The 26,110-nt window shown below is 31.6% G+C and carries 27 protein-coding genes; 16 read left to right on the top strand and 11 right to left on the bottom strand.

The genetic code is table 11. From position 1 onward, the window contains the following. Window positions 1-64: 64 nt before the first annotated feature. The 5 genes from H0I26_RS15355 to H0I26_RS15335 all read left to right on the top strand — a co-directional run bounded on the left by H0I26_RS15355 (window position 65) and on the right by H0I26_RS15335 (window position 4,614). Window positions 65-1,069 (top strand): cbb3-type cytochrome c oxidase N-terminal domain-containing protein, encoded by a 1,005-nt coding sequence (locus tag H0I26_RS15355; RefSeq protein ID WP_218699860.1) that lies wholly within the window; start codon window positions 65-67, stop codon window positions 1,067-1,069. A 10-nt stretch (window positions 1,070-1,079) separates the two neighbouring features. After that, on the top strand, window positions 1,080-2,504 hold the full coding sequence (ccoG, locus tag H0I26_RS15350) for a cytochrome c oxidase accessory protein CcoG (protein ID WP_218699859.1): 1,425 nt from the start codon (window positions 1,080-1,082) through the stop codon (window positions 2,502-2,504). A 10-nt stretch (window positions 2,505-2,514) separates the two neighbouring features. Next, the gene (locus H0I26_RS15345) at window positions 2,515-2,961 is read left to right on the top strand and encodes a FixH family protein (RefSeq protein ID WP_101019056.1); all 447 of its coding nucleotides are present in this window, start codon (window positions 2,515-2,517) and stop codon (window positions 2,959-2,961) included. Then, window positions 2,961-3,662, top strand: a complete 702-nt coding sequence (locus tag H0I26_RS15340) for a sulfite exporter TauE/SafE family protein (protein WP_218699858.1) — start codon at window positions 2,961-2,963, stop codon at window positions 3,660-3,662. The genes H0I26_RS15345 and H0I26_RS15340 overlap by 1 nt, the downstream gene beginning before the upstream one ends. Window positions 3,663-3,789: 127 nt before the next feature. Next, a complete protein-coding gene (locus H0I26_RS15335) occupies window positions 3,790-4,614 on the top strand; it encodes a universal stress protein (protein ID WP_218699857.1) in 825 nt (274 codons plus the stop codon). A 44-nt stretch (window positions 4,615-4,658) separates the two neighbouring features. Here H0I26_RS15335 and H0I26_RS15330 read toward each other — a convergent pair whose 3' ends face one another. From H0I26_RS15330 to hemN, 7 genes are all read right to left on the bottom strand, one after another. After that, a complete protein-coding gene (locus H0I26_RS15330) occupies window positions 4,659-5,294 on the bottom strand; it encodes a hypothetical protein (protein ID WP_218699856.1) in 636 nt (211 codons plus the stop codon). Between the two features lie 3 nt (window positions 5,295-5,297). Further along, the gene (locus H0I26_RS15325) at window positions 5,298-5,738 is read right to left on the bottom strand and encodes a hypothetical protein (RefSeq protein ID WP_218699855.1); all 441 of its coding nucleotides are present in this window, start codon (window positions 5,736-5,738) and stop codon (window positions 5,298-5,300) included. A 170-nt stretch (window positions 5,739-5,908) separates the two neighbouring features. Beyond that, entirely contained in the window at window positions 5,909-7,282 is a 1,374-nt protein-coding gene (locus tag H0I26_RS15320; protein WP_218699854.1) for an MBL fold metallo-hydrolase RNA specificity domain-containing protein, read from the bottom strand. A gap of 6 nt (window positions 7,283-7,288) precedes the next feature. Next, complete coding sequence (locus H0I26_RS15315; RefSeq protein ID WP_218699853.1) at window positions 7,289-8,134, bottom strand: restriction endonuclease; 846 nt, start codon at window positions 8,132-8,134, stop codon at window positions 7,289-7,291. A 6-nt stretch (window positions 8,135-8,140) separates the two neighbouring features. After that, window positions 8,141-8,974: a universal stress protein gene (locus H0I26_RS15310; protein WP_218699852.1), complete on the bottom strand. Its 834-nt coding sequence runs from the start codon at window positions 8,972-8,974 to the stop codon at window positions 8,141-8,143. A 138-nt stretch (window positions 8,975-9,112) separates the two neighbouring features. After that, window positions 9,113-9,949 (bottom strand): universal stress protein, encoded by an 837-nt coding sequence (locus H0I26_RS15305; RefSeq protein WP_218699851.1) that lies wholly within the window; start codon window positions 9,947-9,949, stop codon window positions 9,113-9,115. 98 nt (window positions 9,950-10,047) lie between these two features. Further along, window positions 10,048-11,412, bottom strand: a complete 1,365-nt coding sequence (hemN, locus tag H0I26_RS15300; RefSeq protein WP_218699850.1) for an oxygen-independent coproporphyrinogen III oxidase — start codon at window positions 11,410-11,412, stop codon at window positions 10,048-10,050. A gap of 242 nt (window positions 11,413-11,654) precedes the next feature. Between hemN and H0I26_RS15295 the strand changes: the two genes are divergently transcribed. Next, on the top strand, window positions 11,655-12,815 hold the full coding sequence (locus tag H0I26_RS15295; protein ID WP_256935143.1) for a DUF748 domain-containing protein: 1,161 nt from the start codon (window positions 11,655-11,657) through the stop codon (window positions 12,813-12,815). Between the two features lie 5 nt (window positions 12,816-12,820). Here the strand turns inward: H0I26_RS15295 and H0I26_RS15290 are convergent, their stop codons facing one another. Then, on the bottom strand, window positions 12,821-13,480 hold the full coding sequence (locus H0I26_RS15290; protein ID WP_218699849.1) for an HAD family hydrolase: 660 nt from the start codon (window positions 13,478-13,480) through the stop codon (window positions 12,821-12,823). 103 nt (window positions 13,481-13,583) lie between these two features. On the opposite strand from H0I26_RS15290, the gene H0I26_RS15285 reads away from it, so the two are divergent. After that, window positions 13,584-14,351 carry a zinc-dependent peptidase gene (locus tag H0I26_RS15285; protein WP_218699848.1) on the top strand — a complete coding sequence of 256 codons (768 nt, stop codon included), beginning with the start codon at window positions 13,584-13,586 and terminating at the stop codon, window positions 14,349-14,351. A 17-nt stretch (window positions 14,352-14,368) separates the two neighbouring features. On the opposite strand, the gene H0I26_RS15280 is transcribed toward H0I26_RS15285, so the two are convergent. The 3 genes from H0I26_RS15280 to H0I26_RS15270 form a co-directional block, all read right to left on the bottom strand. Further along, complete coding sequence (locus H0I26_RS15280) at window positions 14,369-16,189, bottom strand: YfiR/HmsC family protein (protein WP_218699847.1); 1,821 nt, start codon at window positions 16,187-16,189, stop codon at window positions 14,369-14,371. After that, complete coding sequence (locus H0I26_RS15275; RefSeq protein WP_218699846.1) at window positions 16,189-18,897, bottom strand: TonB-dependent receptor domain-containing protein; 2,709 nt, start codon at window positions 18,895-18,897, stop codon at window positions 16,189-16,191. The genes H0I26_RS15280 and H0I26_RS15275 overlap by 1 nt, the downstream gene beginning before the upstream one ends. Window positions 18,898-18,989: 92 nt before the next feature. Continuing rightward, window positions 18,990-19,415, bottom strand: a complete 426-nt coding sequence (locus H0I26_RS15270; protein WP_218699845.1) for a two-component system response regulator — start codon at window positions 19,413-19,415, stop codon at window positions 18,990-18,992. 167 nt (window positions 19,416-19,582) lie between these two features. On the opposite strand from H0I26_RS15270, the gene H0I26_RS15265 reads away from it, so the two are divergent. The 9 genes from H0I26_RS15265 (at window position 19,583) to H0I26_RS15225 (ending at window position 25,957) form a co-directional block, all read left to right on the top strand. Beyond that, window positions 19,583-20,215 (top strand): Crp/Fnr family transcriptional regulator, encoded by a 633-nt coding sequence (locus tag H0I26_RS15265; protein WP_218699844.1) that lies wholly within the window; start codon window positions 19,583-19,585, stop codon window positions 20,213-20,215. Window positions 20,216-20,279: 64 nt separating this feature from the next. After that, the gene (locus H0I26_RS15260) at window positions 20,280-21,074 is read left to right on the top strand and encodes a sulfite exporter TauE/SafE family protein (RefSeq protein ID WP_218699843.1); all 795 of its coding nucleotides are present in this window, start codon (window positions 20,280-20,282) and stop codon (window positions 21,072-21,074) included. Between the two features lie 169 nt (window positions 21,075-21,243). Further along, window positions 21,244-22,659 (top strand): MBL fold metallo-hydrolase, encoded by a 1,416-nt coding sequence (locus H0I26_RS15255; RefSeq protein WP_218699842.1) that lies wholly within the window; start codon window positions 21,244-21,246, stop codon window positions 22,657-22,659. 528 nt (window positions 22,660-23,187) lie between these two features. Beyond that, window positions 23,188-23,547 (top strand): rhodanese-like domain-containing protein, encoded by a 360-nt coding sequence (locus H0I26_RS15250; protein WP_232735077.1) that lies wholly within the window; start codon window positions 23,188-23,190, stop codon window positions 23,545-23,547. 1 nt (window position 23,548) lies between these two features. Continuing rightward, window positions 23,549-23,818, top strand: a complete 270-nt coding sequence (locus tag H0I26_RS15245; RefSeq protein ID WP_218699841.1) for a heavy-metal-associated domain-containing protein — start codon at window positions 23,549-23,551, stop codon at window positions 23,816-23,818. Between the two features lie 9 nt (window positions 23,819-23,827). Continuing rightward, on the top strand, window positions 23,828-24,820 hold the full coding sequence (locus tag H0I26_RS15240) for a DUF3365 domain-containing protein (RefSeq protein ID WP_218699840.1): 993 nt from the start codon (window positions 23,828-23,830) through the stop codon (window positions 24,818-24,820). Window positions 24,821-24,831: 11 nt separating this feature from the next. Continuing rightward, window positions 24,832-25,128: a thioredoxin gene (trxA, locus tag H0I26_RS15235; protein WP_101019014.1), complete on the top strand. Its 297-nt coding sequence runs from the start codon at window positions 24,832-24,834 to the stop codon at window positions 25,126-25,128. Beyond that, a complete protein-coding gene (locus H0I26_RS15230) occupies window positions 25,128-25,727 on the top strand; it encodes an SAM-dependent methyltransferase (RefSeq protein WP_218699839.1) in 600 nt (199 codons plus the stop codon). Before trxA ends, H0I26_RS15230 begins: the two co-directional genes overlap by 1 nt. A gap of 80 nt (window positions 25,728-25,807) precedes the next feature. After that, window positions 25,808-25,957: a hypothetical protein gene (locus H0I26_RS15225; RefSeq protein ID WP_168800759.1), complete on the top strand. Its 150-nt coding sequence runs from the start codon at window positions 25,808-25,810 to the stop codon at window positions 25,955-25,957. Window positions 25,958-26,110: the final 153 nt, after the last annotated feature.

The following is a 26,110-nucleotide window of genomic DNA, read 5'->3' as shown; positions in this document are numbered from 1 at the left end:
AATTGCACTATAATTAAAAGCAGAGGTTCTATTTGTCTTTTTAAAAACTATAATAACTAATCAAATGAAAAATTTAATCCCGTCTTACGTCAGAGTCCCTGTTATATTTTTTACAATCTTCGGATTGGTAGAATATTTTGTAGACTCAGGAGATAAACCAGCCTTTATTGAGTACCCTCTAATCATGTTATTTTTAGCATTGGTATTATTTGTACTTATTGCAATTGAAGGTATTGTGGGGTCCATTGAAAACGTGTTGTTTCAAAGTTTAGACGCTTCAGAAAAAGAACGATACATCGCAAATGCACCAAAAGCACCTCAGTTTACTAAGCTAAAAGCGTTATATAATAAGCTTAAAGGAGATGAGAAGCCAATAGAAGAAGAGCACGAAATTATCTTAGATCACAATTATGATGGTATTAGAGAGCTTGACAATAATTTACCACCATGGTGGCTATATTCTTGGTATGCATCTATGGTTTTTGCGGTAATTTATTTATTCAATTTTCATATTACGGGAACGTCAGGAACACAATTTGATGAGTTGGATAGCGAATATGCTCAAGCAAAAATCGATATTGAAGAATATAAGAAAACGGCTAAAAATTTAATAGATGCTAATTCTGTTGAGTTACTAACGGAAGCTGCAGATTTACAAAATGGTAAAAAAATATTTGGTGCCAACTGTATCGCATGTCACATGGCAGATGGAGGTGGAGGTATTGGACCAAACCTTACGGATAATCACTGGATTTTAGGAGGAGATATTAAAAGTGTCTTTCATACGATATCAGAAGGTGGACGTTCTGGAAAAGGTATGATTTCTTGGAAAAAGGAAGGTTTAAAACCATTAGAAATGGCTCAAGTAGCAAGTTATGTTTTGTCTTTACAAGGGACAACACCTGCTAACCCAAAAGAAGCTGAAGGCGACTTATGGCAACCAGAAGGAGCAGAAGCACCTGAAGCAATTCAAGGTGATGAGGTTTTAGAAGGAGACGAGGCAGAAATATTAGAAACAGAGAACACTGAAGTATTAGAAATAGAGGAGTCTGTTTCTATGAATAATTAAAACAAAATAAATGGAAGCTCCAATTAATGAGGGTTTTAGAGACTCTATTGCAACTATTGGCGAAGATGGTAAACGGGCTTGGGTTTTTCCTAAAAAGCCAAGCGGTAAGTTTTACGATTACAGGAAGCTTGTAAGTTATGTACTATTAGTCTTTTTATTTGGAGCTCCATTTGTTAAAATTAATGGGAACCAGTTTTTATTATTTAACGTTTTAGAACGCCGATTTAATGTGTTTGGCTTCCCATTTTGGCCTCAAGATTTTCACTTATTTGTCATTTCTATGATAATAGGAGTGGTCTTTATTACTATTTTTACGGTAGCCTTTGGACGTATATTTTGTGGATGGATTTGTCCGCAAACCATTTTTTTAGAAATGGTTTTTAGACGTTTCGAATATTGGATTGATGGTGATAGAGGGGCTCAAATGAAATTGAAACGTTCTAAATGGACACCTGAAAAAATCAGGAAAAGGGTCTTAAAACACACCATTTTTATAATTATTTCGTTTTTAATTGCTAATGTTTTTTTAGCCTATTTAATAGGTAGTGATAAGCTGTTAAATTACGTGACAGAAGGTCCTTTTCAGCATTTAGGAACTTTATTCCCATTATTAATTTTTACTGGATTATTCTATTTTGTGTTTTCTTGGTTTAGAGAACAGGTTTGTATTATCGCTTGTCCTTATGGTCGTTTACAAGGCGTGCTTTTAGACAATCAGTCTATAATTGTGGCCTACGATCATAAAAGAGGTGAAGGAGAAAAAGGACGTAAAAAATTCCGTAAAAACGAAGACAGAGAAGCTCTTGGTCATGGTGATTGTATCGATTGTATGCAATGTGTTAATGTCTGTCCAACAGGAATAGATATTAGAAATGGGACGCAGTTAGAATGTATTAATTGCACCGCTTGTATTGACGAGTGTGATGATATCATGGACAAAGTAGGTTTACCAAAAGGGCTGATACGTTATACTAGTGAGGATAACATAGAAAAGAAGGCTCCGTTTAAATTAACGTTGCGTCTTAAAGCATATATCGTTGTTTTATTTGTGCTAACAGGTGTTTTAATAGCCATGTTACAATTGCGTAATGATGTTGAAGCCACAGTCTTAAGATTACCAGGACAGTTGTTCGAGCATAAAGCAGACAATATTATCAGTAATGTTTTTACTTATAAGCTGATCAATAAAACAACAGAAAAGATTGATAATGTCGATTTTAAGCTTAGAACATACAAAGGGACTATTAAATTAGTTTCTACAGATAAAAGTTTTAGTGTTCCAGCACAAGGATTAGCCGAAGGAACCTTGTTTATCGAACTTGATCAAGGTGTTTTAGAAGGCGATAAAACAAAGTTAACTATAGAAGTCTATAGTGCTGATAAATTAATTGAAACAACAACCGTAAACTTCTTAGGACCTAGAAGCTATAATTAAAAATAAGAGTATGAAATTTAATTGGGGAACAGGAGTCGTTATAGCATTTATATTTTTTATAAGCTTTATCTTATACTTTGTAATCGCGATGAATACAGATAAAAATCTAGATCACGATTTAGTTAATGAAAATTATTATAAGCAAGAATTAGAGTTTCAAAACGACATCAATAAAGAGAAAAATGCTAAAACGCTAGACTCTAAAATACTATGGAAAAAAACGTCAGAAGGTTTAGTCTTGACGTTTCCAGCAGAGTTGGATGACCAAGTAATTAAAGGTAAAGTGTTCCTATATAGACCATCTAATAAACAACTAGACTTCGAAACCACAATTTTGTTGTCTAATCACAATTTGCTCATACCTGACAAACGTTTGTTAGATGGTCGTTGGAACATTAAAATCGATTGGAGCTACAAAGATAGTAAATACATGTTTAAAGAAGAGATACAGTACTAATGTTACTTACGGCACTTATATTTGGTTTATTAGGAAGCTTTCACTGCGTCGGTATGTGTGGCCCAATAGCTTTTATGTTGCCAGTAGATAGAAGTAATTCTTTAAAAAAAATGACACAAATAGGCGCCTATCATTTTGGACGTTTATTAGCCTATAGTATCATTGGTCTTATCTTTGGATTGATAGGTAAAAGTTTATATATTTTTGGGTTACAACAAAAGTTATCTATAGTTATTGGTGTTTTAATGATCATTGTGATTCTTTTTCCTTATAAAAAAATAGGTCAAAATTTTATTGTAAAACCCATTTATAAAGCGGTCTGTTTTGTAAAAAAACAAATGGGACAAGCTTTAAAAAAGAAAACTGCAGACACATTTTTAACTATTGGTTTTTTAAATGGATTCCTGCCATGTGGTTTAGTATATATGGCTGTTTTTGGAGCTATCGCCACCGGTACCGCTTGGCAAGGTAGTTTGTATATGGCTTTTTTTGGATTAGGTACAATTCCTTTAATGACTACCGCGATTTACTTAGGTAAGTTTTTAAATGCACAAGTTAAACAGCGTATTCAAAAAGCTATTCCGGTATTTATAGTCATCATTGGTGCATTATTTATTTTAAGAGGCTTAGGACTAGGTATACCATATGTGTCGCCTTCTCCTGTTATAGAAATGGTCAATAGCGCCATTGATTGTCACTAAACTCTAATTAGTTTGCAGTAGTCGCTTTCGCGGAAATAAAGCCAAGCTAACTTAATCCTAAATTAAATTTAAAGCCATTAAATATTTGTAAATTAGTGGACGCTAATTAATATAAACTCATTTTTAAATGAAGAACATACTTTTACTTACCGATTTTTCCAAAAGCTCTAAAAACGCAATACATTATGCGGCAAAACTGTTTGAAAATGAAACTATTAATTTTCATTTAGTGTATATACATAAAGCTTCGGCTTTTACAACTGCAGATTTAATGACTTCAGGGAATGCTAACTTATATGCTTCGATTGTAAAATCACCTAAAGAAGATTTAGAGGACTTATCAAAACAATTACAGTCCGTTTATAAAAATCCAAAACACACGTATACTGAGCATATCGATTACGACGTGTTTACAGATGCGGTAAATCAGTTAATCGTACTGCATAACATAAACTTAGTGGTGATGGGCACAAATGGTGTCACAGGAGCAGATGAGGTTGTTTTTGGAAGCCACACCTTAAATGTAATTAGAAAAGTAGAAAGGCCAACATTGATAATACCAAAGTATTTTGAGTTTTCTAAACCAAAAGCGATATTACTGCCGTTAGACGAAAAAGACGAATTAAATAAAAAAAGAATAGATCAGATTTTTAGTTTAGTAGGAAAAACTAACGGTAATTACCACGTGTTAAGAATTACTGAAACTGCGATTGACGAAACAGAAGATGTAACTAGTTTAGAAAAGCTATTAGAAGACAATAGTTATAGCTATAATCAAGTATCAAATGTCCCTATGGACCAGGTTGTCGATACGTATTTACAAACTAATTCTATAGATTTAGAAGTCTTTATTATTCAGAAAATCAGCTTTTTGGAACGTTTGTTTTCGGGGTCGCCAATTACAAAACATAGTAAAATAGCGTCTGTACCGTTATTTATTTTGCATGACTAGATTTTAAAATAATTAGTAATACCACCAAAAACGTAAGCGTCTAATTACTCTTTTGGTGGTATTATTTTATCTTCTTCTAAAACTAAAATTAAAAGCTTCGAATAGTCTTTTACAGTTTGGTTAATGTTTTGTGGATCCACAATATCTATATAACCTTTCCATATCAGCGTACGCGCTTTTGTAGGACATAAACAATATACGGAAGTTTCAGCATTGTAAACTTGATACTCCTTGTAAGCATCTGGATTAAAATGTTGGTCTTGATACATTAAATAGTCTTCGTTAAAACGATTGTGACTTTTATCAATATTAGAATAGTCTTTTTTAAACTGAATTTTATTTTTTATTCCAGCAACTTTAGTAAACACGACCGCATCATAACCGTCTTCTAAAAGCTGATTTTCTAAAGCCTTTATTTCTGTGTCAGTTCTTTCTTTAGCAAGAAACTCAGCATCAAACTTATCAAGACTAATGGTTGCTTCTATATCTCTTAAAGCGAGTTGACTTTGTAATTTTTTTTCAAATTTTTCTCTAGCTTCAGGATCATCTGTTAATCCAACAACAAAGACTTTTTTAAGTGTATAATTATCTGCTTCGGGACTTATCCAACGGTCTTTTAGTTGTGTGGTTCCACAACTATAAAGAGAGAAAACAAGTAACAATAATATGAGATGTTTCATAGTTTAATTTAGTAAATGGTCTTGTTTATCTCGTTTCATTAAGGTGGTTACCAAATTAAATATTTCAGATTTTACAGCTTTATAATCGTAAAAAAATGAACTCACCTTTTTTATAAACGCTATATGATCCGTTTTGTATTGTTCTTCTTTATCTAATTCATTTTTACCATCAACCATTAGATTTAAATCCTTTTCATGTGCAATTAAAGCAGTCATTAATTTTTGATTTCCTCTTTTAGTTCTTAGTAACGCAGTAGCGGCATCTTGAGCTCTGGTTAATACATCGTCATCTATAATTTGTTGAGTGTAATCTGTAATTAATTCTTCTAAAAATATTTGTTCATCTTTAATAAAATTTAAATCAGATAACCAGGTTTTAGACATGTCGTGCATACGTTCTGCACTATACCATTCTACCATGTTTTTTTCACTTTGTGTTGCCATAATATTTATTTTTAAATAGGAAGTAAAAAAAGGACTTCTTATTTTATGATTACTTTATCTTTTCAATACAACTTTAAACTATCGTGTTGTATTTTCTTGATGTTATTCTTGAATTAAAGGTACAATTAATAAGATTTAGGTAAAATGATAATTATCATGTTGCTAATAAATTAAATCGAAATTTCAATAGTTTCAAAAAGCGTTGGTATTTTTACATCCCATCCATACGTATCTTTTATTTTTACTCTAAAGGCATTTTGTGCGGTAGATTCGCCATGTATTAAATATACTGTTTTTGGTGTGTTTTTAATGTGGCTTAACCAATCAACCAATCCCTTTTGGTCTGCATGTGCAGAAAGACTGTCTATACTTGTTACGGATGCTTTTACGGGATAATATTTACCATAAAATTTAATTTCATGAGCGCCTTCTTTTAGTAAACGCCCTCTAGTGCCTTCTGCTTGATAGCCTACTAATAAAATAGTTGTTGAAGAGATATCTATTAATTGTTGTAAATAGGTTAAAACACGCCCGCCTGTTACCATTCCGCTTCCTGCGATTACAATTTTTGACCGTGGATCATCGATTGTTTTCCAGGTATCTGCATAGCTAGTAATACTATTTATATGATGACACATGGCATTGTAATCTGTATCCGAGATTTTATGCCCTTTAGGAAACCGTTTGAATACTTCTAAAACATTATTTCCCATAGGACTATCTACAAAAATAGGGATGTTTGGTATTTTGTTTTTTTGATAGAGTTTAAATAATATAAACATGAGCATTTGTAAACGCTCTACTGCAAAACTTGGAATAATTAAATTGCCATGAGTAGTTATAGTATCGTTTATTATTTGAGAAAGTTTGTCCTCTATATTAACAATAGGATGTAGTCTATCTCCATAAGTACTTTCTAGAAATAAGTAATCGGCATACTCTGGGTATTTTGGATCATTTAATAAATAATCATTAACTCTACCAATATCTCCAGAAAACACAAAACGTTTCCCCTCAATATCTAACTCTATAAACGTAGATCCTATAATGTGTCCATTATATTTAAAACGATAAGAGATGTGATTGTTAATAGCAATCCATTTGTCTTCAACTTGTACTTCAAACATAGCAATTGTTTGCTCGACATCTTTTATAGTGTAAAAAGGAAGCGCTGGCTGGTGTTTAGAATAGTGTTCTTTATTCGCTTTTTTTGCCTCTTCTTCATTTATTTTAGCACTATCTTTTAATATAATTTCGGCAATAGCTAGAGTGGGAGCAGTACCAATAATACTTCCTTTAAATCCTTGTTTTATTAAACGAGGTAAATAGCCAACGTGATCTAAATGACCGTGGGTTAAAAGTACGGTTTGTATAGATGAAACCGTAATTGGTAACGTCTCCCAATTTAATAATCTTAAATCTTTTAAGCCTTGAAATAAGCCACAATCTATTAGGATAGAGGTGTTAAAAGCGTCTATTAGGTATTTTGAGCCTGTAACGGTTTTTGCGCCTCCTAAAAATGTGATTTTCACTTTAGATTCCATAAGTTTTTAGTTTTGATTACACAGTAATTTTATTTCATTTAAAATGCGCGTTTTTCGATTTTTGGATATGGCTAAGTGGTCTAAATAGAAAGCATCATTTATTAAGTCTTTGCATAGTACAACTTCTCTATTTAAAAGAAACTGTTTCTCTCTTTTGGTTAATAAAGTAGAGACCGTTATGGGATACAATTTATGTGTATCTATACGGTGTTTTAAACCATTGTTTTTAGGATAATCCCAACTTAACAGATATAACCCAACGCAATTACCATAGCGCCTTGCATCCTCTGTGAAACGAGTATTTGTAACGACCCAGCCTTGTGTTACTTTTGTTTTTAGTTTTAAATTTGTATTCCATTTTTTTTGCACATCTTTAAATCTAGAATAGATGTATAACGGAATTTTTACGTTACAATTTAAACCAGCATCACTATGAAATTTACACTCTACAACGTATGTCTCATTTGATTTAGTCGCTAAAATGTCTATTTCATGTTTTACACAATGGCCATTAATAATATCTCCAACTTTAGTTGTATATCCAGAGGCTTCTATAATAGCAGCAACATAGCGTTCAAAAGGGAAACCTGTTGGCCCCAGCTCGTAAATAGCTTTTTTGAGCTTGTATTTAGAGGCTAGGTGACTTTGTTTTGCTTTTAATAGGGCAAATGCTCTGTTATAAATTTCTTTAGTAGAAATACCTTGAAATAACTCATCTCTAACATTTTTTGTAATACTATCGGCCAATATGTTATCTGCTCCAGAATTTATCAAAGAGGTTTTTAATTTTTCAATTGAAAATTTAACCCGATCACCAGAAGCTTTTTTTATATAAATGTTATTATCTGCCATAATGTATTATTGGTTATCTGGAATTACTAAAAATGGAACTTGCGGTTTAAAACCGATATTTTTTATTACCGGTTCGTTTAAAAACCGTTCTATTATGCTGTGTTTATAATTAACCATAATTAATAAATCAATATCTAGGTCTTTTATAAAAGTAGAGATGATTTCTGCTTTTTTATCGTAATTGGGTACAGAATGGTAGTGGACTTCAAAGTCTTTAAATCCTTTTTTTAAACATGATAAGTTGTAGAATTGAAGCTCAGATATCGGTTGTTTTGTTTGAATGTTTACAACACGTAATGCAGCATTATTATCATAAATAAATTCGTTAATTATTTTAATTTCATGATCAGAATAAAACCTATTTAGATCTGTAGAAAAAACGATTTGTTTAATAGGCCTAAAATCATATTCGTCTGGAATAATTAAAATCGGGCAGGTTTTAATTTTATCTACCAAATGTATTGTGTTACTTCCAAAAAAAAGGGATTTGTTTTTAGTAACACCTTTGGTGCCCATTACTATTAAGTCAATCGTATTTTCTGCAATACAATCCTTAATAGCCTCTTTTAAAGCTACAAATTTAACTATCGTTTTAAAATCATGATTCGTATTGGCATCGCTATCCGTTATTTGTTGTTTAAGCGCTTCTAATTGTAAATTATTTTGTTGTCGTATGTTTTTTATATAAATATCAGACAGAGAAGATAGGGGAGATGGATTTAAAAGGTTAGCATGTAGTAAGTAAAACGTACAAACATCGTTTTTGAAATACTTTACAGCGTATACTATTGCGCTCCATGCATTATCTGAAAAATCTGTAGGTATAAGTATATGTTTCATAAAATCAAGTGTTTGAATGACTTAAAATTATGGTTTAAAAAGAATAAAAAACATGATATTTATTAGTTTTCAAACAGAAAGCCTATTAAAATGATAAATCATCTTAATAGGCTTTAAAATATATTTGAAACGTATGTATTATTTAATTCTGAAAGTGACTACAGGTAATGACGCATGGTTTGCAATATCCTCAGAGATACTTCCCGCTAAAAAGTGAGCAAAGCCAGTGCGGCCATGTGTTGCTACAGCAATTGCATCTGCTCCTGATACATTGGCATAATTTATAACCCCTTTTTCTACCGTGTAATCTGATACATATTTTACTTCTGATAACTTGTCTAAATTACCATCTGCTTTCTGTAAAAAGTTAACTACTATTTTTTCCATTTCAGACGTGCTATTAAAGTTGTCTCCTGGAGTATTAATATAAATCAAGTGTAAATTTGAACCTAATTTTTTAAATAATTTAGAGGCATTTAAGTAAGGTGTTACAGTGCTTTCAGAAAAATCTGAAGCAAATACAACATTATCAAAACTTAAATTTGTTGGTTTGTTTTTTACAACAAAGACAGGTATGTCAGAGTAACGTACTACTTTTTCTGTGTTTGACCCAACAAAAATTTCTTTTAAACCACTACTTCCGTGTGATCCCATTACAATTAAATCAGCATTTTGTTCCTTAGCGACTTCATTAACTTCACTAAACACCTTAAAATGCTTGACTATAGGAGTTACTTTTACACCTTCTAAATAGTCTTGTGCTAAGAATTCTGTAAAACGTTTTTCAGCTAATTTCAAGAAAAATACAGTTTCATCCTGAAGATCTGTTTCTCCTTTAGTTAGTATGGTTTCAGAGATTTCTAGCATATGTAATGCGATAATTTCTGCATCATATTTTTTTGCAAGTATAGCTGCTGATTCTAAAGCATAATTTGAATGTTCTGAAAAGTCTACTGGTACGATTATTTTTTTCATGTTTAGGGTTTTGGTTTTTAGTAATTTTTTATAAAATGATTCATTAAAGTTAATAAATCTATAAGTCAATTTTAGTCTTTTATATATTAATTAACAACTTAAATGGTCATGGAAAATAGTTGCGTTTCTGGTTTGTTACGTTGTAATAGTAAATCAAAAGCCATACATATATTTCTAACAAAAGGTTTCCCTTTTTCGGTGATAAATATTTGATTCAATTCTATTGTAAGTAATCCATCGTCTTGCATTTCATTTAACTTGGAAACTACTTCAGGGATATCTTCAAAATATAAATCATTAGCCATCCAACTTGTTTTAAAATGACACATTAAGTTTAAGATATGTTGTCTTATTATTAAATCTTCTTCCGTTAAAATATGACCTCTAAATACAGGGATACTATTGTTTTCTAATAAATGGTAATACTCTTCAATACCTTTTACATTTTGTGCAAAGGCATACCAACTATCACTAATTGAAGAGACACCTAAACCGATCATAACTTTTGTTTTAGAGGAAGTGTACCCCATAAAATTACGATGCATAGTTTCATTTTTACTAGCGGAATATAAACTATCAGTTTTTAAAGCAAAATGATCCATTCCAATATCATAATAACCGGCTTCTGCTAACAGTTTTTTACCCAATTGGTATTGATTTTGTTTTATACTTGCTGTAGGTAAATCATTGTCTTTATAACCGCGTTGTCCATTTCCTTTTATCCATGGGACGTGTGCATAACTGTAAAAGGCAATTCTATCTGGTAAAAGTTGTTTTGTCTTGTTTATGGTGTCTTCAACATGTGCTTCTGTTTGAAAAGGTAAACCAAAAATAATATCATGACCCACAGATGTATACCCGATTTTTCGAGCTAATTCTGTTACTTTTTGTACATTTTCAAAAGGTTGTATTCTATGTATTGCTTTTTGTACAATAGGGTTGTAGTCTTGAACACCAAAACTCACGCGTCTAAAACCTAAATCAAATAAGGTTTGTAAATGTGTTACAGTGGTATTATTGGGATGTCCTTCAAAGCTAAATTCATAATTCTCAGCTAAAGTCGCTTTGCGTGTAATACCAGTAATTAATAATTTTAAGTTTTCAGAATCAAAAAAAGTAGGTGTTCCTCCGCCAAGATGTAACTCTTTTATCATTGGTCTTTCTCCTAATAAATCACAGTACAAATGCCATTCTTTTAAAACAGCATGTATATAAGGTGTTTCTACATCGTGACGTTTTGTAATTCGTTTATTACAACCACAAAAAGTACATAAGCTTTCACAAAATGGTAAATGGATGTATAAACTGATACCCTCTGTTTTATTGCTTTCGGTAAAGGCTTTTTTTAGATTTTCTTTCCATTTTTTTAATGAAAACGTATCCATATTCCAATACGGAACAGTAGGATAACTAGTATATCTTGGTCCAGCGACGTTATATTTATTAACTAATGAAAAACACATATTTTTTTGTTTATTAGTCAAATTTACTGTGTTATTATTGGTTAAAATATGACTAATATCATGAACGGTATAATTTGAACTTATGGAAACATTAAAAGTTGATTTTTTAATGTGATAGTATTTTATTGATTGATTTTAACCATGGCAAACTGTTAATTTAAAATTAATTGTTTTACAAGTTGATCAGTATTTATTATTTTGATTGACACCTGAGTTATTTTTAAAGATTAAAACAATATCCATTGAATAATAAAAAAACAAAAAGACCAATATATAAGAAGAAGCGATACGTTATACCTATGGTTCTGTTATTGATATTACTAATGATTAGGTTGTATCTACCGACGTATATCAAAAATTATGTTAATGAAGTTTTAGCTGATATCCCTGGCTATTACGGAGAAGTAGAGCATATTGATATAGCCCTTTTTAGAGGTGCTTATGTTATCAATGGATTATATTTAAATAAGGTAGATGCTAACACTCAAGTCCCTTTTTTAAATTTTCCGAAATCAGATATTTCTGTAGAATGGAAGTCTGTTTTTAATGGTAAGATTGTTGCTGAAATAGTGATGAGTAATCCCGAAATTATTTATGTTTTCGAAGATCAGCAAAGTACACCTGAAGATGGGCTGCCTGAAGTGAATGATTGGACTAAAGCTTTGACAGATTTGGTGCCTTTAGAAATTAATCATTTTGAAATCCATAACGGAAAAGTTGCGTTTGTGCAGTTATCGGCAGACCCAAATGTTGATTTATCGATTAATACGCTAGAGCTAACAGCGGATAATTTACGCAATGTCGTAGAAAAAGAACGCATATTGCCATCTCCAATACAGGCAACAGGAGTCTCTTTTGGTGGTGGAAATGTAAATCTAAATGGGAATATTAACCTTTTAAAAGATATTCCGGATATGGATTTAGCATTCTCTTTAGAGAAGGCTAATGCGACTGCTTTGAACGATTTTACAAATTATTATGCTGGAATAGATTTTGAGAGTGGTACAGTAGAACTTTTTAGCGAAATAGCCATAGCAGATGGTTTTTTGAAAGGCTATATGAAACCGTTATTGACCAATAGTAAATTGATCGGTAAAGAGGATGGGTTTTTAGAAACCTTATGGGAGGGACTCGTTGGTTTTTTTAAATTTGCTTTAAAGAATCAAAAAAACAACACATTAGCCACTCAAATTCCTTTGGAAGGGGATTTAAATAATGTAGAAGCGGGAGTGTGGTCTACGTTTGGGGGTATTTTTAAAAATGCATGGATAAAAGCCTTTAAAGGCGAAACAAATGATACCATCGCGTATCAGGATGCTATTGAAGGGGCAGACGATACGACAAGAAAAGAAAAAAGAGCAGCAAAAAAGGAAGCGAAACAAAACGAAAAGAAACAAGATTAAGCGCCCTAAAAAATTAAAGTTTTTAAATGCTTGTGGTGTATAGTCTTAAAGTCTGAAGTGACTAAGTCTGCTAATGTGTAGTCTTGATTTTTAGAGTGTAAGCTGTCGTAGCCAATGCAATAACTTCCCGCAGATTTTGCCGCTTTAATCCCATTGGTAGAATCTTCGATAACAAAACAATCCTTTTGAGGAAATCCTGCTAACTGCGCCGCTTTCTCAAAAATTTCTGGATGTGGTTTTGATGCTTTTAAATCTGCACCACTAATTTTAGCCTTAAAATATTGGTTTAAATCAAACCGTGTAAATACATTATTAATCGTACCCATGGATGCAGAAGAGGCTAGGACTAGAGTTAAACCATTGCTATGGTAGTTTTGTATCAAATCAAGAACACCATCAATAAGTTTAAGACTTGGGTCGCTATGAAATAAATCTGTAAAGATTTGACGCTTGCAGTGGACTAATTCTTCAGGATTATTTTCTAATCCAAAAATGGTGCATAATTTTCTGCAGACATTAATAGTGGATTGTCCAGTAGTGGATTCATATAGCTCTTTAGAAACCGCTATGTTAAATTGGTCAAACATTAAAAAATAGGCTTTTTTATGTAGAGGTTCCGTATCTACAATTACACCATCCATATCAAATAAAACCGCTTTAAACATTGTTGCTATTTTTTAGCGAAGATACTTATAATGTGCTTTTTTACCATATATAAATTTTTTTCTCTGTTATAATTAGAATATTTTGCACCTATAATTAAGTCATATGATTTACACACTTATTTTTATAGTACTCGTAGCCATTATTGTTTATACGTTTTACATTATAAAACCTAAGAAAATAAAACAACTCCCATTGCATTGGTATGATATGCTCCTTAAACATGTTTTGTTTTATAAGCATTTATCTGTAAAAGATCAAGCGGTGTTTAGACAAAGAATGAGTCTTTTTTTAAGTGAAGTTACCATAGATGGTGTTAATACAGAAATTGAAGAATTAGATCTAATCTTAATAGCCTCTAGTGCTATTATTCCTGTATTTGGTTTCTCTAATTGGAGTTATAATAATTTGAGTGGTATTATTGTATATCCCGATAGTTTTAATGAAGATTTGCAATTTTCTGATTTGGATAGTAATAAAAAAATACTAGGAATGGTGGGAACTGGTAGATTTGAAAAACAAATGATTTTATCTAAAAAAGCAATACGATTAGCTTTTAATAATAAAACAGATAAACATAATACGCCCGTGCACGAATTTGTTCATTTATTGGATAAAATGGATGGAGAAACGGACGGTATCCCTGAATACTTATTAGGAAAAGAATATATCGAACCTTGGTTAGAGTTAATGTACAAAGAAATGGAGCGCATTAATAACGATACCTCAGACATTAGAAATTATGGAGGGACAAGTCAAGCCGAGTTTTTTGCAGTAGCGTCAGAGTACTTTTTTGAACGTCCAAAGTTATTCAAACAAAAACATCCTGAATTATATAATATGTTATCCTTGTGCTTCCAGAAACCTAAATAAAAGCGGTTGGTTAATTATTAAGCCGGAATTGTAAAATAGAAAGTGGAGCCTTTACCAACTTCAGAGTCTAACCAAATTTTACCACGATGGGCTTCAACTATTTTTTTGCAATGTGCTAGCCCAATTCCTGTACCTTCGTATTCATCTCTAGAATGTAAACGTTGAAAGATAGAAAAGATGCGTTCTCTATGTTTTTCAGGAATACCTATACCATTGTCTTTTATAGAAAACTCCCAGTACTCACTAGAATCCTCACTTGTCTTTTTAACACTATCAATAGTTATTATTGGTTTTGTGTCTTTTGCGGTAAACTTAATACCATTGCTTATTAAATTTTGAAATAATAACCTTAGCTCCAATTCCGCGCCTTTTACAGTTGGAAGATTTTTAGATAATAGTGTTGTATTTGTCCTATTTATCACATTTTTAAGATCACTCTTTAAAATGTTTACAATAGTGTTGCAGTCTACATTAATTATATTTTTGCTTTTACCTAATCTAGAATATTGTAAAATGGCATCAATTAATTTTTGCATTCTAGAGCTTGATTCGCTAATAAAATTAAGACTCATTTTTCCATTCGCGTCTAGCTTATCTTCATACTCATCGACAAGTAAATCAATTAAACCTGTAATGGTTATTAATGGTTCTTTAAGATCATGACTGGCAATGTATGCAAATTGCTCAAGCTCATCATTTTTAACCTCTAATTCTAATGCTTGTTTTTTAATCGCCGTATTTCTGTCTTCTAATGTCTTATTTAATTTTTTCTTGCTTAAATAACTTATGTAAATCAATATGACCGTTAATAAGGCTAAGCTTATGAGTGTTATTAATAAGATGTTTATTGTTTTTTGAGTGCTTAATTGAGACTCTTTCTGTGCTAGAATAAAAGCTTTAGATTCAATTTCATTATTTTGACTCTGAATTAAATTGTGTTGTTTTTGAATGTCTTTATTTCTAGAATTTATCCTATCATCTTGTTGTTTTATAATATCAAGTTGCTGTTTAATATCTGCTTCTAATTCAAATTCTATTAAGAGTTTATCTTCAAAATTTTGTTTCTGTAAGTTGTTTTTATCAGAGAGTTTTTCAATCCACTTATTTTTGTTTGAAACCGTGTTTAATATAGTATCAATAGTATTGTCTTGCGTGTTAATTTTATCTTTTTGCGTTGAAATCTCTAACTCTTTCTCTTTTAGTTTTTGTTGTTGCTCAGCTTCTATTTTCTTAGACGCTTCTAAAGAAGCTTCTGTTGTTTGGTATAAATCTTTCCATTTTTGAGAAGAACCAATGGCATATGTTTTTAAGGAATTAGCGATTACAAAATCTTCTTTAGTAATCGTTCGATTATTTATTTCATATTCAAAAGAGTCGCCTACATTTACCATATTTATCATAGAGGTATGATAATTATAGTCTTCTGTTACTAAAAGAATATTTTGTCCTGAAATTTTGTTTAAGACATAATTGATATCAAAATTAAAAGATTTGTTGACATAAAGTAATTGTATGTCTTTAATATCTTTTACCGAATTAAAGCTTACAACAGTTACTGGTTTGTTATTAATTTGACGTTTTTGTGCTAAAGATTTAAAATCAATCAACGCACGATCAGGTCCCAAAACACCTATTTTAAAAGTAGAAATATCCTCCTGATTAGGCCAACCAATTTGTTGGGCAAAATTATAAACAAATATAGCCCGTTGTAGCCGTTTTACTTGTGCATTAGTATCGTTTTGAGCAAAGAGTGATGCGCCACAAAAAAATATAAAGAATCCTATTAAAACAGATTTGTTTTTGACAGTAATAAGGAAGGGATTTATATTACACTTCATTATAGTTTTAAAAAGGCTCTTAAATAAAAATTAGACCCATTTACGCCAAACTGTTGTACACGTCTACTGTAAACAAAATTTCCATGATCTATATTAGCAGAGTGTGTATGCTTATCTGGATAGACATTAAAAATATTATTACCACCTAATGTAAATTCTAGAGTGCTATTAACTTTATAAGAAAGAGCTAAATCTGTAACTAGTTTAGGTGTAAATTTTTGATCTCTAGTTTCTATTTGGCCTGATAACTCGTTTAAGACCCAGTTGTCAGGATTACCGTCTTCTGGATGTATAAAAGTAACATCTCCAAAAAAGGTGTTTCCTAAAACTATTTTATAGTTATCAAATTCGTAAGAGAGTAGATTATTAAACTTGTAATTAGGTTGTGCAGATTCTACTCTAGCAATTTCTTCTCTATTAAATAAAACATCTTCTTGACCCACTAAAGATTCAGACACTTTAATATCTCCAATGACCTTCGTTTTATTAAAATTGGCAGCTAGAGACGCATCTAATTTTCCAGAACCAATAATTGTTTTGTACTGTACAGCAGCATCTAAACCAGTAGTTCTGGAGTCTATTGCATTTGTAAAAAACTGAGCTGCTCCAACGTTGAAAGGTTCTAATATCGTTTCGTAACCTTCGTCAAAACGACCAGACAATACAATACGATCTTTAATTTTTATGTAATAATAATCCAATGTAAAAGAAAAATTATCTTTTAATTTACCATTAACCCCTAAACTGTAATGTCTAGATAACTCCGGTTTCAGGTTTTGAATTTTAAAAGCTTCTTGTGCAACAGCACTTTCATTATTAAAGGTTCCTACTTGTATTATTTCGCCATTAATAAATTGAGAACTTATATTTTGAAAATAAACTTGGTGTAGGGAAGGGGCTCTAAATCCAGTTGAAATTCCACTTCTAATACCTAATGCGTCATTGACTCTATAACGACCAGAAACTTTCCAAATTAGTTGCCCTCCAAAGTCATTATAAGATTCATATCTAGCAGCTGTTTTGATTAATAGCTTTTCCGAGACATTAGTTTCAATATCAATATAACCCGCACTATTTGTTCTAAAACGACTCAGTTCATTTTCTGGTTGAAATCCTGGAAATACTTGAACTCCTGGAATACGTGGCTGTTCCTCTCCTAAAGCATCTATGTAGGTGCTGCCACCGTCGATAAAAGACGCTTCTTCTCCAGCTATAATTTGATAATTTTCAACTCTCAGTTCTGCGCCAAATGCAATATTTACACCATGTAACCAATCGTATGTTCTTGAGATGTCTAAGTTAGAAGTACTTTGTTGGTACATAAATCCACCAGAATAAAATGTTTTGGCAGAGGCAATACCAAGAGAGGCGTTGTTAGAATTATTTACAGTATAATCTAAAGCATTTTTACCAATAGAGTGACTAAAATCGATATCCCAATTGTTTTTAACACCTTTAAATCCAGCTGTTACAGCATCATCCTGTATGTCTGTTAAAATTTGTGGAGAAAAACCATTAGGAAATAATTCCAATACCACACGGTCTTCATCTTTTGGTAATCTATAAAACCCTTTAGCTTGTCCTTCTCTATAGTTTCTCCCACCGTTAAAATAAAAAGAAGTTATTTCAGAAATAGGGATCTCTCCATTAAAAGAGATTGCTAAATTTTGTGTTTTAGCAGACCCGATTTCCATTATTTGTTGTTTGTCATAACCTGTCGTACTAAAAAAACTGTTATTATCAATAAGTAGTGCATCTTCACTTGGTGTATTAGAATATACAGGACCAGTATAATTCCCAGCTCTATTGGTCGCTTCTCTGCTACGATATTCTCCTGTAATATTAATAAAACCTTTGTCTCCAATATCAAAACCAAAATTGGCACTAAAGTAACTTGTTTGACCGTCTCCTTCACTATTAACACCTACGCGACCAACAATATCAATAACTTCAACTTGTTTTTTTAATATAATATTTACCACACCAGCAATAGCATCTGATCCATATTGAGAGGTCGCACCATCGCGTAGTATTTCGATACGTTCTACAGAAGCAACAGGAATGGCATTAAAATCTGTTCCAACGGTACCACGTCCAACGGTACCATTAACATTTAATAAAGCACTATTATGACGACGTTTTCCATTTACTAAAACAAGTACTTGGTCGGGGCCTAAACCTCTTAAGGTTGCAGGATCTATGTGGTCTGTACCATCAGAAATGGTTTGATTTGTAGAGTGAAAAGAAGGGACTAGATAATGTAATATATGGCTTAACTCAATTTGTGTAGCATTAGTTAAATCTTGTGTTGATATAATGTCAACAGGGGCAGTTGTTCTTAAAGAAGATTTTGGTTGAGCTCTAGAGCCTAAAGATACAGGTTGATCTATCGAAAATCCAGTTTCTAGGATAAAATCTAGAGTGGCTGTTTCTCCTACTTTAATGGTTATGCTCTTAGAAACAGAATTGTACATTACAAAATTGGCAGTGATCACATAATCGCCTTCTTCTAAATTAATAGTATAAATACCATTAACATCTGTTGATGTATTAAGGTTGGTGCCTTCAATACTTATTTTAGCACCAGGTAATGTACCAAATTGATCAGAAACTAATCCCGTTATTGTTGCTCTGTCTTGCGCAAAAGTATTTAAATAAAAGCACAATAGAAATAGGCAACTAATGTACTGTTTTAATGGGATAAACATAATGATTGTTATTTACTGAATAGATGCCGTTAAAAAATTAACTTAAAGGGTTAGAATGTGTTTATTTAAAGCAAAAATAGTGTAAAAAAAAGCTAAATAGTTTTTTCCTTGTAATGACTTTCTATTAAATTAGTTAGTAAGCTGTCCGATAGTGGTTTATTGATAAAATCTTCTAGTAAATCTATTGTTTTGTAACGTTCAAAGTCATCAGGGTTATTAGAAGTCGTCAATAAAATGATTTTAATAGAGGACGTGAACGCCTTGTCTAATTTGTCATATTCTTCGATAAATTCCCAACCATTCATGGCAGGCATATTAATATCTAGAAAAATAAGATTTGGTTTTTTAGTGAGCCCAAGAATAGCATTATTAAGATATTCTAATGCTTTCATACCACTGTTAACAGCGACTACATTAATAAAATCTTGGTGTTTATTAACTATTTTCTCATTATAGAAGTTGATAACTTTATCATCATCAATTAATAACGTGAAATTTATGGGAGGATTAATGTGCATGCTACAATAATATAATTATTTCTTAAATGTATCCCATATTACATATTCATTTTTGTTTTATTCGGTGAATGGATAGAAAGCTACGATTAATAGCAGGGGTGTTTAGTTAAGTAACTAAAGTTACATTGGGCAATTTTACTTAACTTTACCTTGTTAAAAAACAAACAATGTTAGAAGAACTACAACAACATTACGGCTATTTATTTGAAGAAGAATTGATACAAGAAATCAATAGTGTTGGGACATACAAGGATATTCCTGAAGGCTTTAAATTAATAGAAATTGGTGATTATATAAAGTCAATGCCACTTTTGGTAAGCGGAGCTATTAAGATTTTAAGAGAAGATGACAATGGCGACGAGTTAATATTATACTTCATAGAGCAAGGTGATACTTGCGCAATGACGTTATCTTGTTGTTTAGGAAATTCTAAAAGTGAAATTAGGGCTGTTGCCGAAACCGATACCAAATTAATCATGGTGCCTGTTGCTAAAATGGAAGAATGGTTAGGGAAGTATAAATCTTGGCAAAAATTTGTATTACAAAGTTATCATAACCGTATGTCAGAATTGTTGGAAGCTATAGATACGATTGCTTTTTTTAAAATGGACGAACGCCTGTTTAAATACTTAAAAGACAAGGCGATGGTCAATCATAATGAAGTCATACATGTCACGCATCAAGAAATTGCAAGAGATTTACACACCTCTAGAGTAGTCATTTCTAGACTATTAAAAACTTTAGAAATCGATGGAAAAATAAAACTTCATCGAAATAATATTACTGTAATTGATTTATAAGCGTAACAACTGTTACATATAATTACTATTTAAAACAGTAGTTTTGCTATGGATAATTTAACCTATGGATTTTACACAAATATTTACTTACGTTGCAGCTTTTTTAATTGGGGCTATTTTAGGCTTAATTGGCGGAGGTGGCTCAATTTTAACAGTACCGTTATTAGTTTATTTTTTAGGGTTTAATCCTATAATAGCAACCGCTTACTCATTGTTTGTGGTGGGATCATCATCACTGGTTGGTGTGATTGAAAAATACAGAAAAGGATTAGTTGATTTTAAGACTGGTTTAGCCTTTTCCTTTCCATCATTTATCGCTGTTTTTATCTCTAGAAGATATTTGGTGCCAGCGATACCAGATGAGCTTTTTACTATTGGCAAATTTTCGTTAACCAAAGGTATGGCAATCATGATATTTTTTGCGATAATCATGTTTTTGGCGGCTTTTTCAATGATAAAAGCGAAGCAAAAGGAGTCTGTTTCTAACGGTGCTCAACCTTATTACAAAACCTTTACACAAGGTATAATAATTGGTGTTATTACGGGGTTAATTGGAGCAGGTGGTGGTTTTTTATATGTTCCTGCACTTGTACTTTGGGCTGGTTTAGATATGAAAAAAGCAGTCGGAACGTCTTTAGTTATTGTAGCAATTAACTCGTTAATAGGGTTTTCTGGAGATGCACAAACCTTAGATATTGATTGGTTTTTTCTATTAACCTTTTCCTTATTAACAATTGTTGGGATATTGGTAGGGGGATATTTTTCTAAATTTGTCTCAGGAAAAAAATTAAAAAAGAGCTTTGGTTGGTTTGTATTGGTCATGTCAATTTATATCATTTTAAAAGAATTAGTTTTTTAATTATGTAACTTATGTTGCTATAAAAATTTAAAAACATTAGTAAATTTGAAGAATTAAACAATAGTTTTAGCCTAAAGGCGAATTTCGTTTAGCAAAATAGAATAGAGTTTAAAATGAACCGAGCCATTAAGGCGAACTCATTTTACCAAAATATAAAATAGAATTCAAAATGAAGATAGAACAGATTTATACAGGTTGTTTGGCACACGCAGCCTATTATATAGAAAGTAATGGAGAGGCAGCAATTTTTGACCCATTAAGGGAAGTACAACCTTACATAAAAAGAGCAAAGCAAGACAATGCTAAAATCAAATATATTTTTGAAACGCATTTTCATGCAGATTTTGTGTCTGGCCATTTAGATTTAAAAGAAAAAACAGGCGCTCAAATCGTATTTGGACCAACTGCAAAACCATCTTATGATGCTATTATAGCAACAGATGGTCAACTATTTGAAGTAGGAGATTATAAAATAAAAGCCATCCATACGCCAGGTCATACTATGGAGAGTACAACCTATCTTGTTATTGACGAAAACGGAAAAGAGCACGGTATAGTTACAGGAGATACTTTATTTATCGGAGATGTTGGACGTCCTGATTTAGCACAAAAAATAGCGTCAGACTTAACACAAGAAAAACTGGCAGGGTATTTATTTGATTCACTTCGTGATAAAATTATGACCTTACCAGATAGTATTATTGTATACCCAGCACATGGTGCTGGTTCTGCTTGTGGTAAAAACATGAGTAAAGAAACTACAGATACTTTAGGGCATCAAAAAGAAGTCAATTATGCGTTACGTGCAGATATGACTAAGGATGAGTTTATTGCTGAATTATTAGAAGGTTTATCAGAACCGCCAGCATATTTTCCTCAAAATGTTATGATGAATATTAAAGGTTACGAAAGCTTTGATAAAGTGATGACAAAATCTCACAAACCATTAAGTCCAAAGGCTTTTGAAGCAGCAGCTAATGAGACTGAAGCCATTGTTTTAGATGTGCGTCATCAAACTGAATTTATAAAAGGACATATTCCACGCTCAATATTTATTGGTATTGATGGTGGATTTGCACCTTGGGTTGGAGCTTTAATTGCAGACGTTAGTCAGCCGGTTTTATTAGTGACACCAAAAGGTAGAGAAGAAGAAGTAATCACACGTTTATCTCGTGTTGGTTTTGATAATGTAGTTGGGTATTTAGATGGCAGTTTCGAAGCTTGGAAAAGTGAAGGGATGGATTATGATACGTTAACATCAATTTCGGCTGAAGAGTTTGCTAAACGCTACCAAGACAATAAAGACGTTATTTTTGATGTTAGAAAAGATGGCGAATTTACAGCCGAGCATGTTGATGGCGCAAAGCATACCGCTTTGGATAATATAAATAGCCATTTAAGTGAGTTCCCGGAAGATAAACCATTCTACATACATTGTGCTGGAGGTTATAGATCTGTAATTGCAGCGTCAATACTAAAAAGCAGAGGGATCCATAATTTAATAGATATAGCTGGAGGTTATGGAGCGATCAAGAAAACAGACATACCAACAACAGACTTTGTTTGTCCTACAACATTAAAATAATATTATAGTTGTTTTTAATTATTAAAAGCGCGTATTGCATAACTGTAATACGCGCTTTTTTGTGTAACATTAGTTACTAAAAGGGATTGTAAATTATAGTAATTTTATAGGTGTTAAATGGGTTGTTAATTCAAAAATGCACCGAGCCATTAAGGCGAACACATTTCACTAAAATTCAAAATAGAATTAAAAATGAACCGAGCTATTAAGGCAAACACATTTTACCGAAATTTAAAATAGAATTAAAAATGAACCGAGCTATTAAGGCGAACACATTTTACCAAAATTTAAAATAGAATTAAAAATGAATCGAGGCATTAAGGCGAACACATTTCACCGAAATTTAAAATAGAATTAAAAATGAACCGAGCTATTAAGGCGAACACATTTTACCGAAATTTAAAATAGAATTAAAAATGAACCGAGCCATTAAGACGAACACATTTTACCAAAGTTTAAAATAGAATTAAAAATGAATCGAGGCATTAAGGCGAACACATTTTACCGAAATTTAAAATAGAATTAAAAATGAAACACATTATTATCATGTCAATATTTACAACATTATTTGGAGGTGGTACACCTCAAGACAGCGCTATAAAAGTATTGGATTCTACTGAGTTCAAAACGCAAATAGAAAATAAAACAGTGCAATTAATAGATGTTAGAACGGCTGACGAATTTAAATCGGGGCATATTCAAAATGCAAAAAATATAGATTTTTTTTCAGGAGAATTTAATCAAGAATTTAATAAATTAAACAAGGATCTAGCAGTTTACGTGTATTGCAGAAGTGGAAGTCGAAGTAAACAATCTTCACATAAGCTTGTAGCAATGGGGTTTACAGAGATTTATGATTTAAAAGGAGGAATCTTAAACTATAAATAAAATGAATACAGCAATAATAGTACAAAACTTAAAATGTGGTGGTTGCGCAAATACAATTACTACAAAATTATCAGAAATTGATAATATTTTAGATATAAATATCAATGTAGAAGAGAGTAAAGTCTCCTTTAATTATAAAAGTGAAGAAGCTATTTTAGCTGTAAAAACTAAACTTAAAACATTAGGGTACCCTTCTATTGATGATGATAATAACTTAGTGTCTAAAGCTAAATCTTTTGTTAGTTGTGCGACAGGCAAGCTTTCTAAATAAAATTTTAATATGAAGAATTTAGTAGTAATAATGGTCCTTTCAGTTTTTATGATGAGCTGTAATAATGCGCAAAAAAAAGATTTTTCAGTTTTAAATACGCAAAAAGAAGCTAATACGCATCCAGGTAAAAAACTAATGGAAATCAATTGTTATACATGTCATAGTCCTTCTGCTAGTCAAGAAGACAGGATTGGACCACCAATGATTGCTATTAAAAAACATTACATAGACGCTAATACGACAAAAGAAGAGTTTATAGCAGCAATGCAATTTTGGATTAAAAAGCCCAATGCACAAGACGCTAAAATGTTTGGGGCAGTAAAACGTTTTGGTGTTATGCCAAAGCAAGCATTTCCAGAAGAGACAATTGCTAAAATAGCAGACTATATGTTTGATTATGATATTGATCAACCAGATTGGTTTGAAGCCCATTTTAATGAAGAAAATGGTAACCATAAAGGAAATAGAAACAAAAATAACGTTAACCAGCAGCAGACTGAAGTGAATTTTAAAGATTTACCATACGCGGAACGTGGATTAAAATATGCCTTAACAACTAAAGCTGTTTTAGGAAAAAACCTAATGGGAACTATCCAGAAAAAAGGGACGATAGAAGCTTTGGCGTTTTGTAATGAAAAGGCTTATCCTTTAACAGATAGCATGTCTGTAGTAAATAATGCAACCATAAAAAGAGTTTCCGACAAACCAAGAAATCAAAATAATTTAGCAAATTATAAAGAATTAACGTATATTAATTCTTTTAAAAACAATATTAAAAATAATAAAGAACCAAAACCAATAGTAGAACTGTCAGACACTAAAGTACATGTGTATTATCCAATTATAACTAATGCAATGTGCTTGCAATGTCATGGGACACCAAATCAAGATATCCAAAGACCAACATTAGATAAACTAGCTAGTTTATATCCACAAGATAAAGCAATAGGCTATGATGTCAATCAGGTTAGAGGAGTTTGGGCTATTAGTTTTGATAAATAAAAAGAAGTATTATGAGTAAATTTTCAGAATTAATAAATCAAGATTCACCAGTGTTGGTGGATTTTTATGCAGAGTGGTGTGGACCTTGTAAAACAATGAGTCCCATTTTAAAAGATGTAAAAGATAATTTAAAAGAACGTGTTTCAATTATTAAAATTGATGTAGATAAAAATCAAGAATTAGCGTCTAAATATCAAGTTAGAGGGGTGCCAACATTATTGTTATTTAAAAATGGAAAACAAGTTTGGAGACAATCAGGTGTGCTACAAAAAAACGAATTAATTGATGTTATTACAGCAACGTATTAATGGATTTAAACGCAGATTTTTGGGATAATAGATACCAATCTAACGATATTGGTTGGGATTTAGGAACCATTTCTCCGCCATTACAAGCTTATTTTGATCAGTTAACTAATTTAGATTTAAAAATTTTAATTCCTGGTGGTGGTAATAGTTATGAAGCAGAATACCTTTATAATAAAGGCTTCAAAAATGTATTTGTTGTCGATTTATCTAAAACAGCTTTAGATAACTTAAAAATAAGAGTATCCGATTTTCCATCGTCAAATCTAATTTTGGATAATTTTTTTGATTTAGATATGACTTTTGATTTAATTATAGAACAAACTTTTTTTTGTGCAATAAATCCTAGTTTAAGACTTGCATACGCTAAAAAAGCTTCTGAGATTTTAAATACAAAGGGTAAAGTCGTTGGATTATTATTTGACGCAACTTTAAATACAACGCATCCACCTTTTGGAGGTAGTAAAAAGGAGTATTTAGACTATTTTATACCTTATTTTGATATAAGGATTATGGAGGATGCTTATAACTCAATAAAGCCAAGAGCAGGCCGAGAATTGTTTTTTATCATTCAAAAAAAAGCAAAACAAGCAAAGGTTTAATAAAACTGATATTTGTCATATTAAATTTCAAAAGGCAATAGTAATTTTACACTATCAAATAACGACATAAATTTTATACTATGATATCTCAAAACATTGCATTATACAATTGGAACAACGGAGTAATAATGATTGCTATATTCGCGCTTGTTTGCTTAGGACTTATTGGTTTATTAGTAAGCTCAATGACAAATAGTGATAGAGATAAAGAGGAGCCTAAAGAAAGATAATTTAAAACATTACACATAACAATTAAAAAAGCGCATATTATGCGCTTTTTTTATGCAATAAAGTGTTTGTTTTGGTGATTGTTAACACTTATAATAGGATAGGGAATACGTATGGTTTAAGTGACAAATGTTACAAACAAACTTGCACTTCTA

The sequence above is a fragment of the Olleya sp. HaHaR_3_96 genome, from assembly GCF_019278545.1.
Lineage (GTDB): Bacteria > Bacteroidota > Bacteroidia > Flavobacteriales > Flavobacteriaceae > Olleya.
This window is presented reverse-complemented; position numbering and strand designations above follow the sequence as displayed.

Excerpts from the sequence above, each read along its gene's own strand:
- H0I26_RS15270 (WP_218699845.1), bottom strand. The coding sequence starts at position 19,415 with ATGCACATTAATCCTCCCATAAATTTCACGTTATTAATTGATGATGAT.
- H0I26_RS15250 (WP_232735077.1), top strand. The coding sequence starts at position 23,188 with ATGAAACACATTATTATCATGTCAATATTTACAACATTATTTGGAGGT.
- H0I26_RS15285 (WP_218699848.1), top strand. The coding sequence starts at position 13,584 with ATGATTTACACACTTATTTTTATAGTACTCGTAGCCATTATTGTTTAT.
- trxA (WP_101019014.1), top strand. The coding sequence starts at position 24,832 with ATGAGTAAATTTTCAGAATTAATAAATCAAGATTCACCAGTGTTGGTG.
- H0I26_RS15245 (WP_218699841.1), top strand. The coding sequence starts at position 23,549 with ATGAATACAGCAATAATAGTACAAAACTTAAAATGTGGTGGTTGCGCA.
- H0I26_RS15230 (WP_218699839.1), top strand. The coding sequence starts at position 25,128 with ATGGATTTAAACGCAGATTTTTGGGATAATAGATACCAATCTAACGAT.
- H0I26_RS15320 (WP_218699854.1), bottom strand. The coding sequence starts at position 7,282 with ATGGAATCTAAAGTGAAAATCACATTTTTAGGAGGCGCAAAAACCGTT.
- H0I26_RS15315 (WP_218699853.1), bottom strand. The coding sequence starts at position 8,134 with ATGGCAGATAATAACATTTATATAAAAAAAGCTTCTGGTGATCGGGTT.
- H0I26_RS15325 (WP_218699855.1), bottom strand. The coding sequence starts at position 5,738 with ATGGCAACACAAAGTGAAAAAAACATGGTAGAATGGTATAGTGCAGAA.
- H0I26_RS15225 (WP_168800759.1), top strand. The coding sequence starts at position 25,808 with ATGATATCTCAAAACATTGCATTATACAATTGGAACAACGGAGTAATA.
- H0I26_RS15310 (WP_218699852.1), bottom strand. The coding sequence starts at position 8,974 with ATGAAACATATACTTATACCTACAGATTTTTCAGATAATGCATGGAGC.
- H0I26_RS15290 (WP_218699849.1), bottom strand. The coding sequence starts at position 13,480 with ATGTTTAAAGCGGTTTTATTTGATATGGATGGTGTAATTGTAGATACG.
- H0I26_RS15355 (WP_218699860.1), top strand. The coding sequence starts at position 65 with ATGAAAAATTTAATCCCGTCTTACGTCAGAGTCCCTGTTATATTTTTT.
- H0I26_RS15275 (WP_218699846.1), bottom strand. The coding sequence starts at position 18,897 with ATGTTTATCCCATTAAAACAGTACATTAGTTGCCTATTTCTATTGTGC.
- H0I26_RS15330 (WP_218699856.1), bottom strand. The coding sequence starts at position 5,294 with ATGAAACATCTCATATTATTGTTACTTGTTTTCTCTCTTTATAGTTGT.
- H0I26_RS15335 (WP_218699857.1), top strand. The coding sequence starts at position 3,790 with ATGAAGAACATACTTTTACTTACCGATTTTTCCAAAAGCTCTAAAAAC.
- H0I26_RS15340 (WP_218699858.1), top strand. The coding sequence starts at position 2,961 with ATGTTACTTACGGCACTTATATTTGGTTTATTAGGAAGCTTTCACTGC.
- hemN (WP_218699850.1), bottom strand. The coding sequence starts at position 11,412 with ATGTGTTTTTCATTAGTTAATAAATATAACGTCGCTGGACCAAGATAT.
- H0I26_RS15240 (WP_218699840.1), top strand. The coding sequence starts at position 23,828 with ATGAAGAATTTAGTAGTAATAATGGTCCTTTCAGTTTTTATGATGAGC.
- H0I26_RS15305 (WP_218699851.1), bottom strand. The coding sequence starts at position 9,949 with ATGAAAAAAATAATCGTACCAGTAGACTTTTCAGAACATTCAAATTAT.
- H0I26_RS15345 (WP_101019056.1), top strand. The coding sequence starts at position 2,515 with ATGAAATTTAATTGGGGAACAGGAGTCGTTATAGCATTTATATTTTTT.
- H0I26_RS15265 (WP_218699844.1), top strand. The coding sequence starts at position 19,583 with ATGTTAGAAGAACTACAACAACATTACGGCTATTTATTTGAAGAAGAA.
- H0I26_RS15280 (WP_218699847.1), bottom strand. The coding sequence starts at position 16,189 with ATGAAGTGTAATATAAATCCCTTCCTTATTACTGTCAAAAACAAATCT.
- H0I26_RS15260 (WP_218699843.1), top strand. The coding sequence starts at position 20,280 with ATGGATTTTACACAAATATTTACTTACGTTGCAGCTTTTTTAATTGGG.
- ccoG (WP_218699859.1), top strand. The coding sequence starts at position 1,080 with ATGGAAGCTCCAATTAATGAGGGTTTTAGAGACTCTATTGCAACTATT.
- H0I26_RS15255 (WP_218699842.1), top strand. The coding sequence starts at position 21,244 with ATGAAGATAGAACAGATTTATACAGGTTGTTTGGCACACGCAGCCTAT.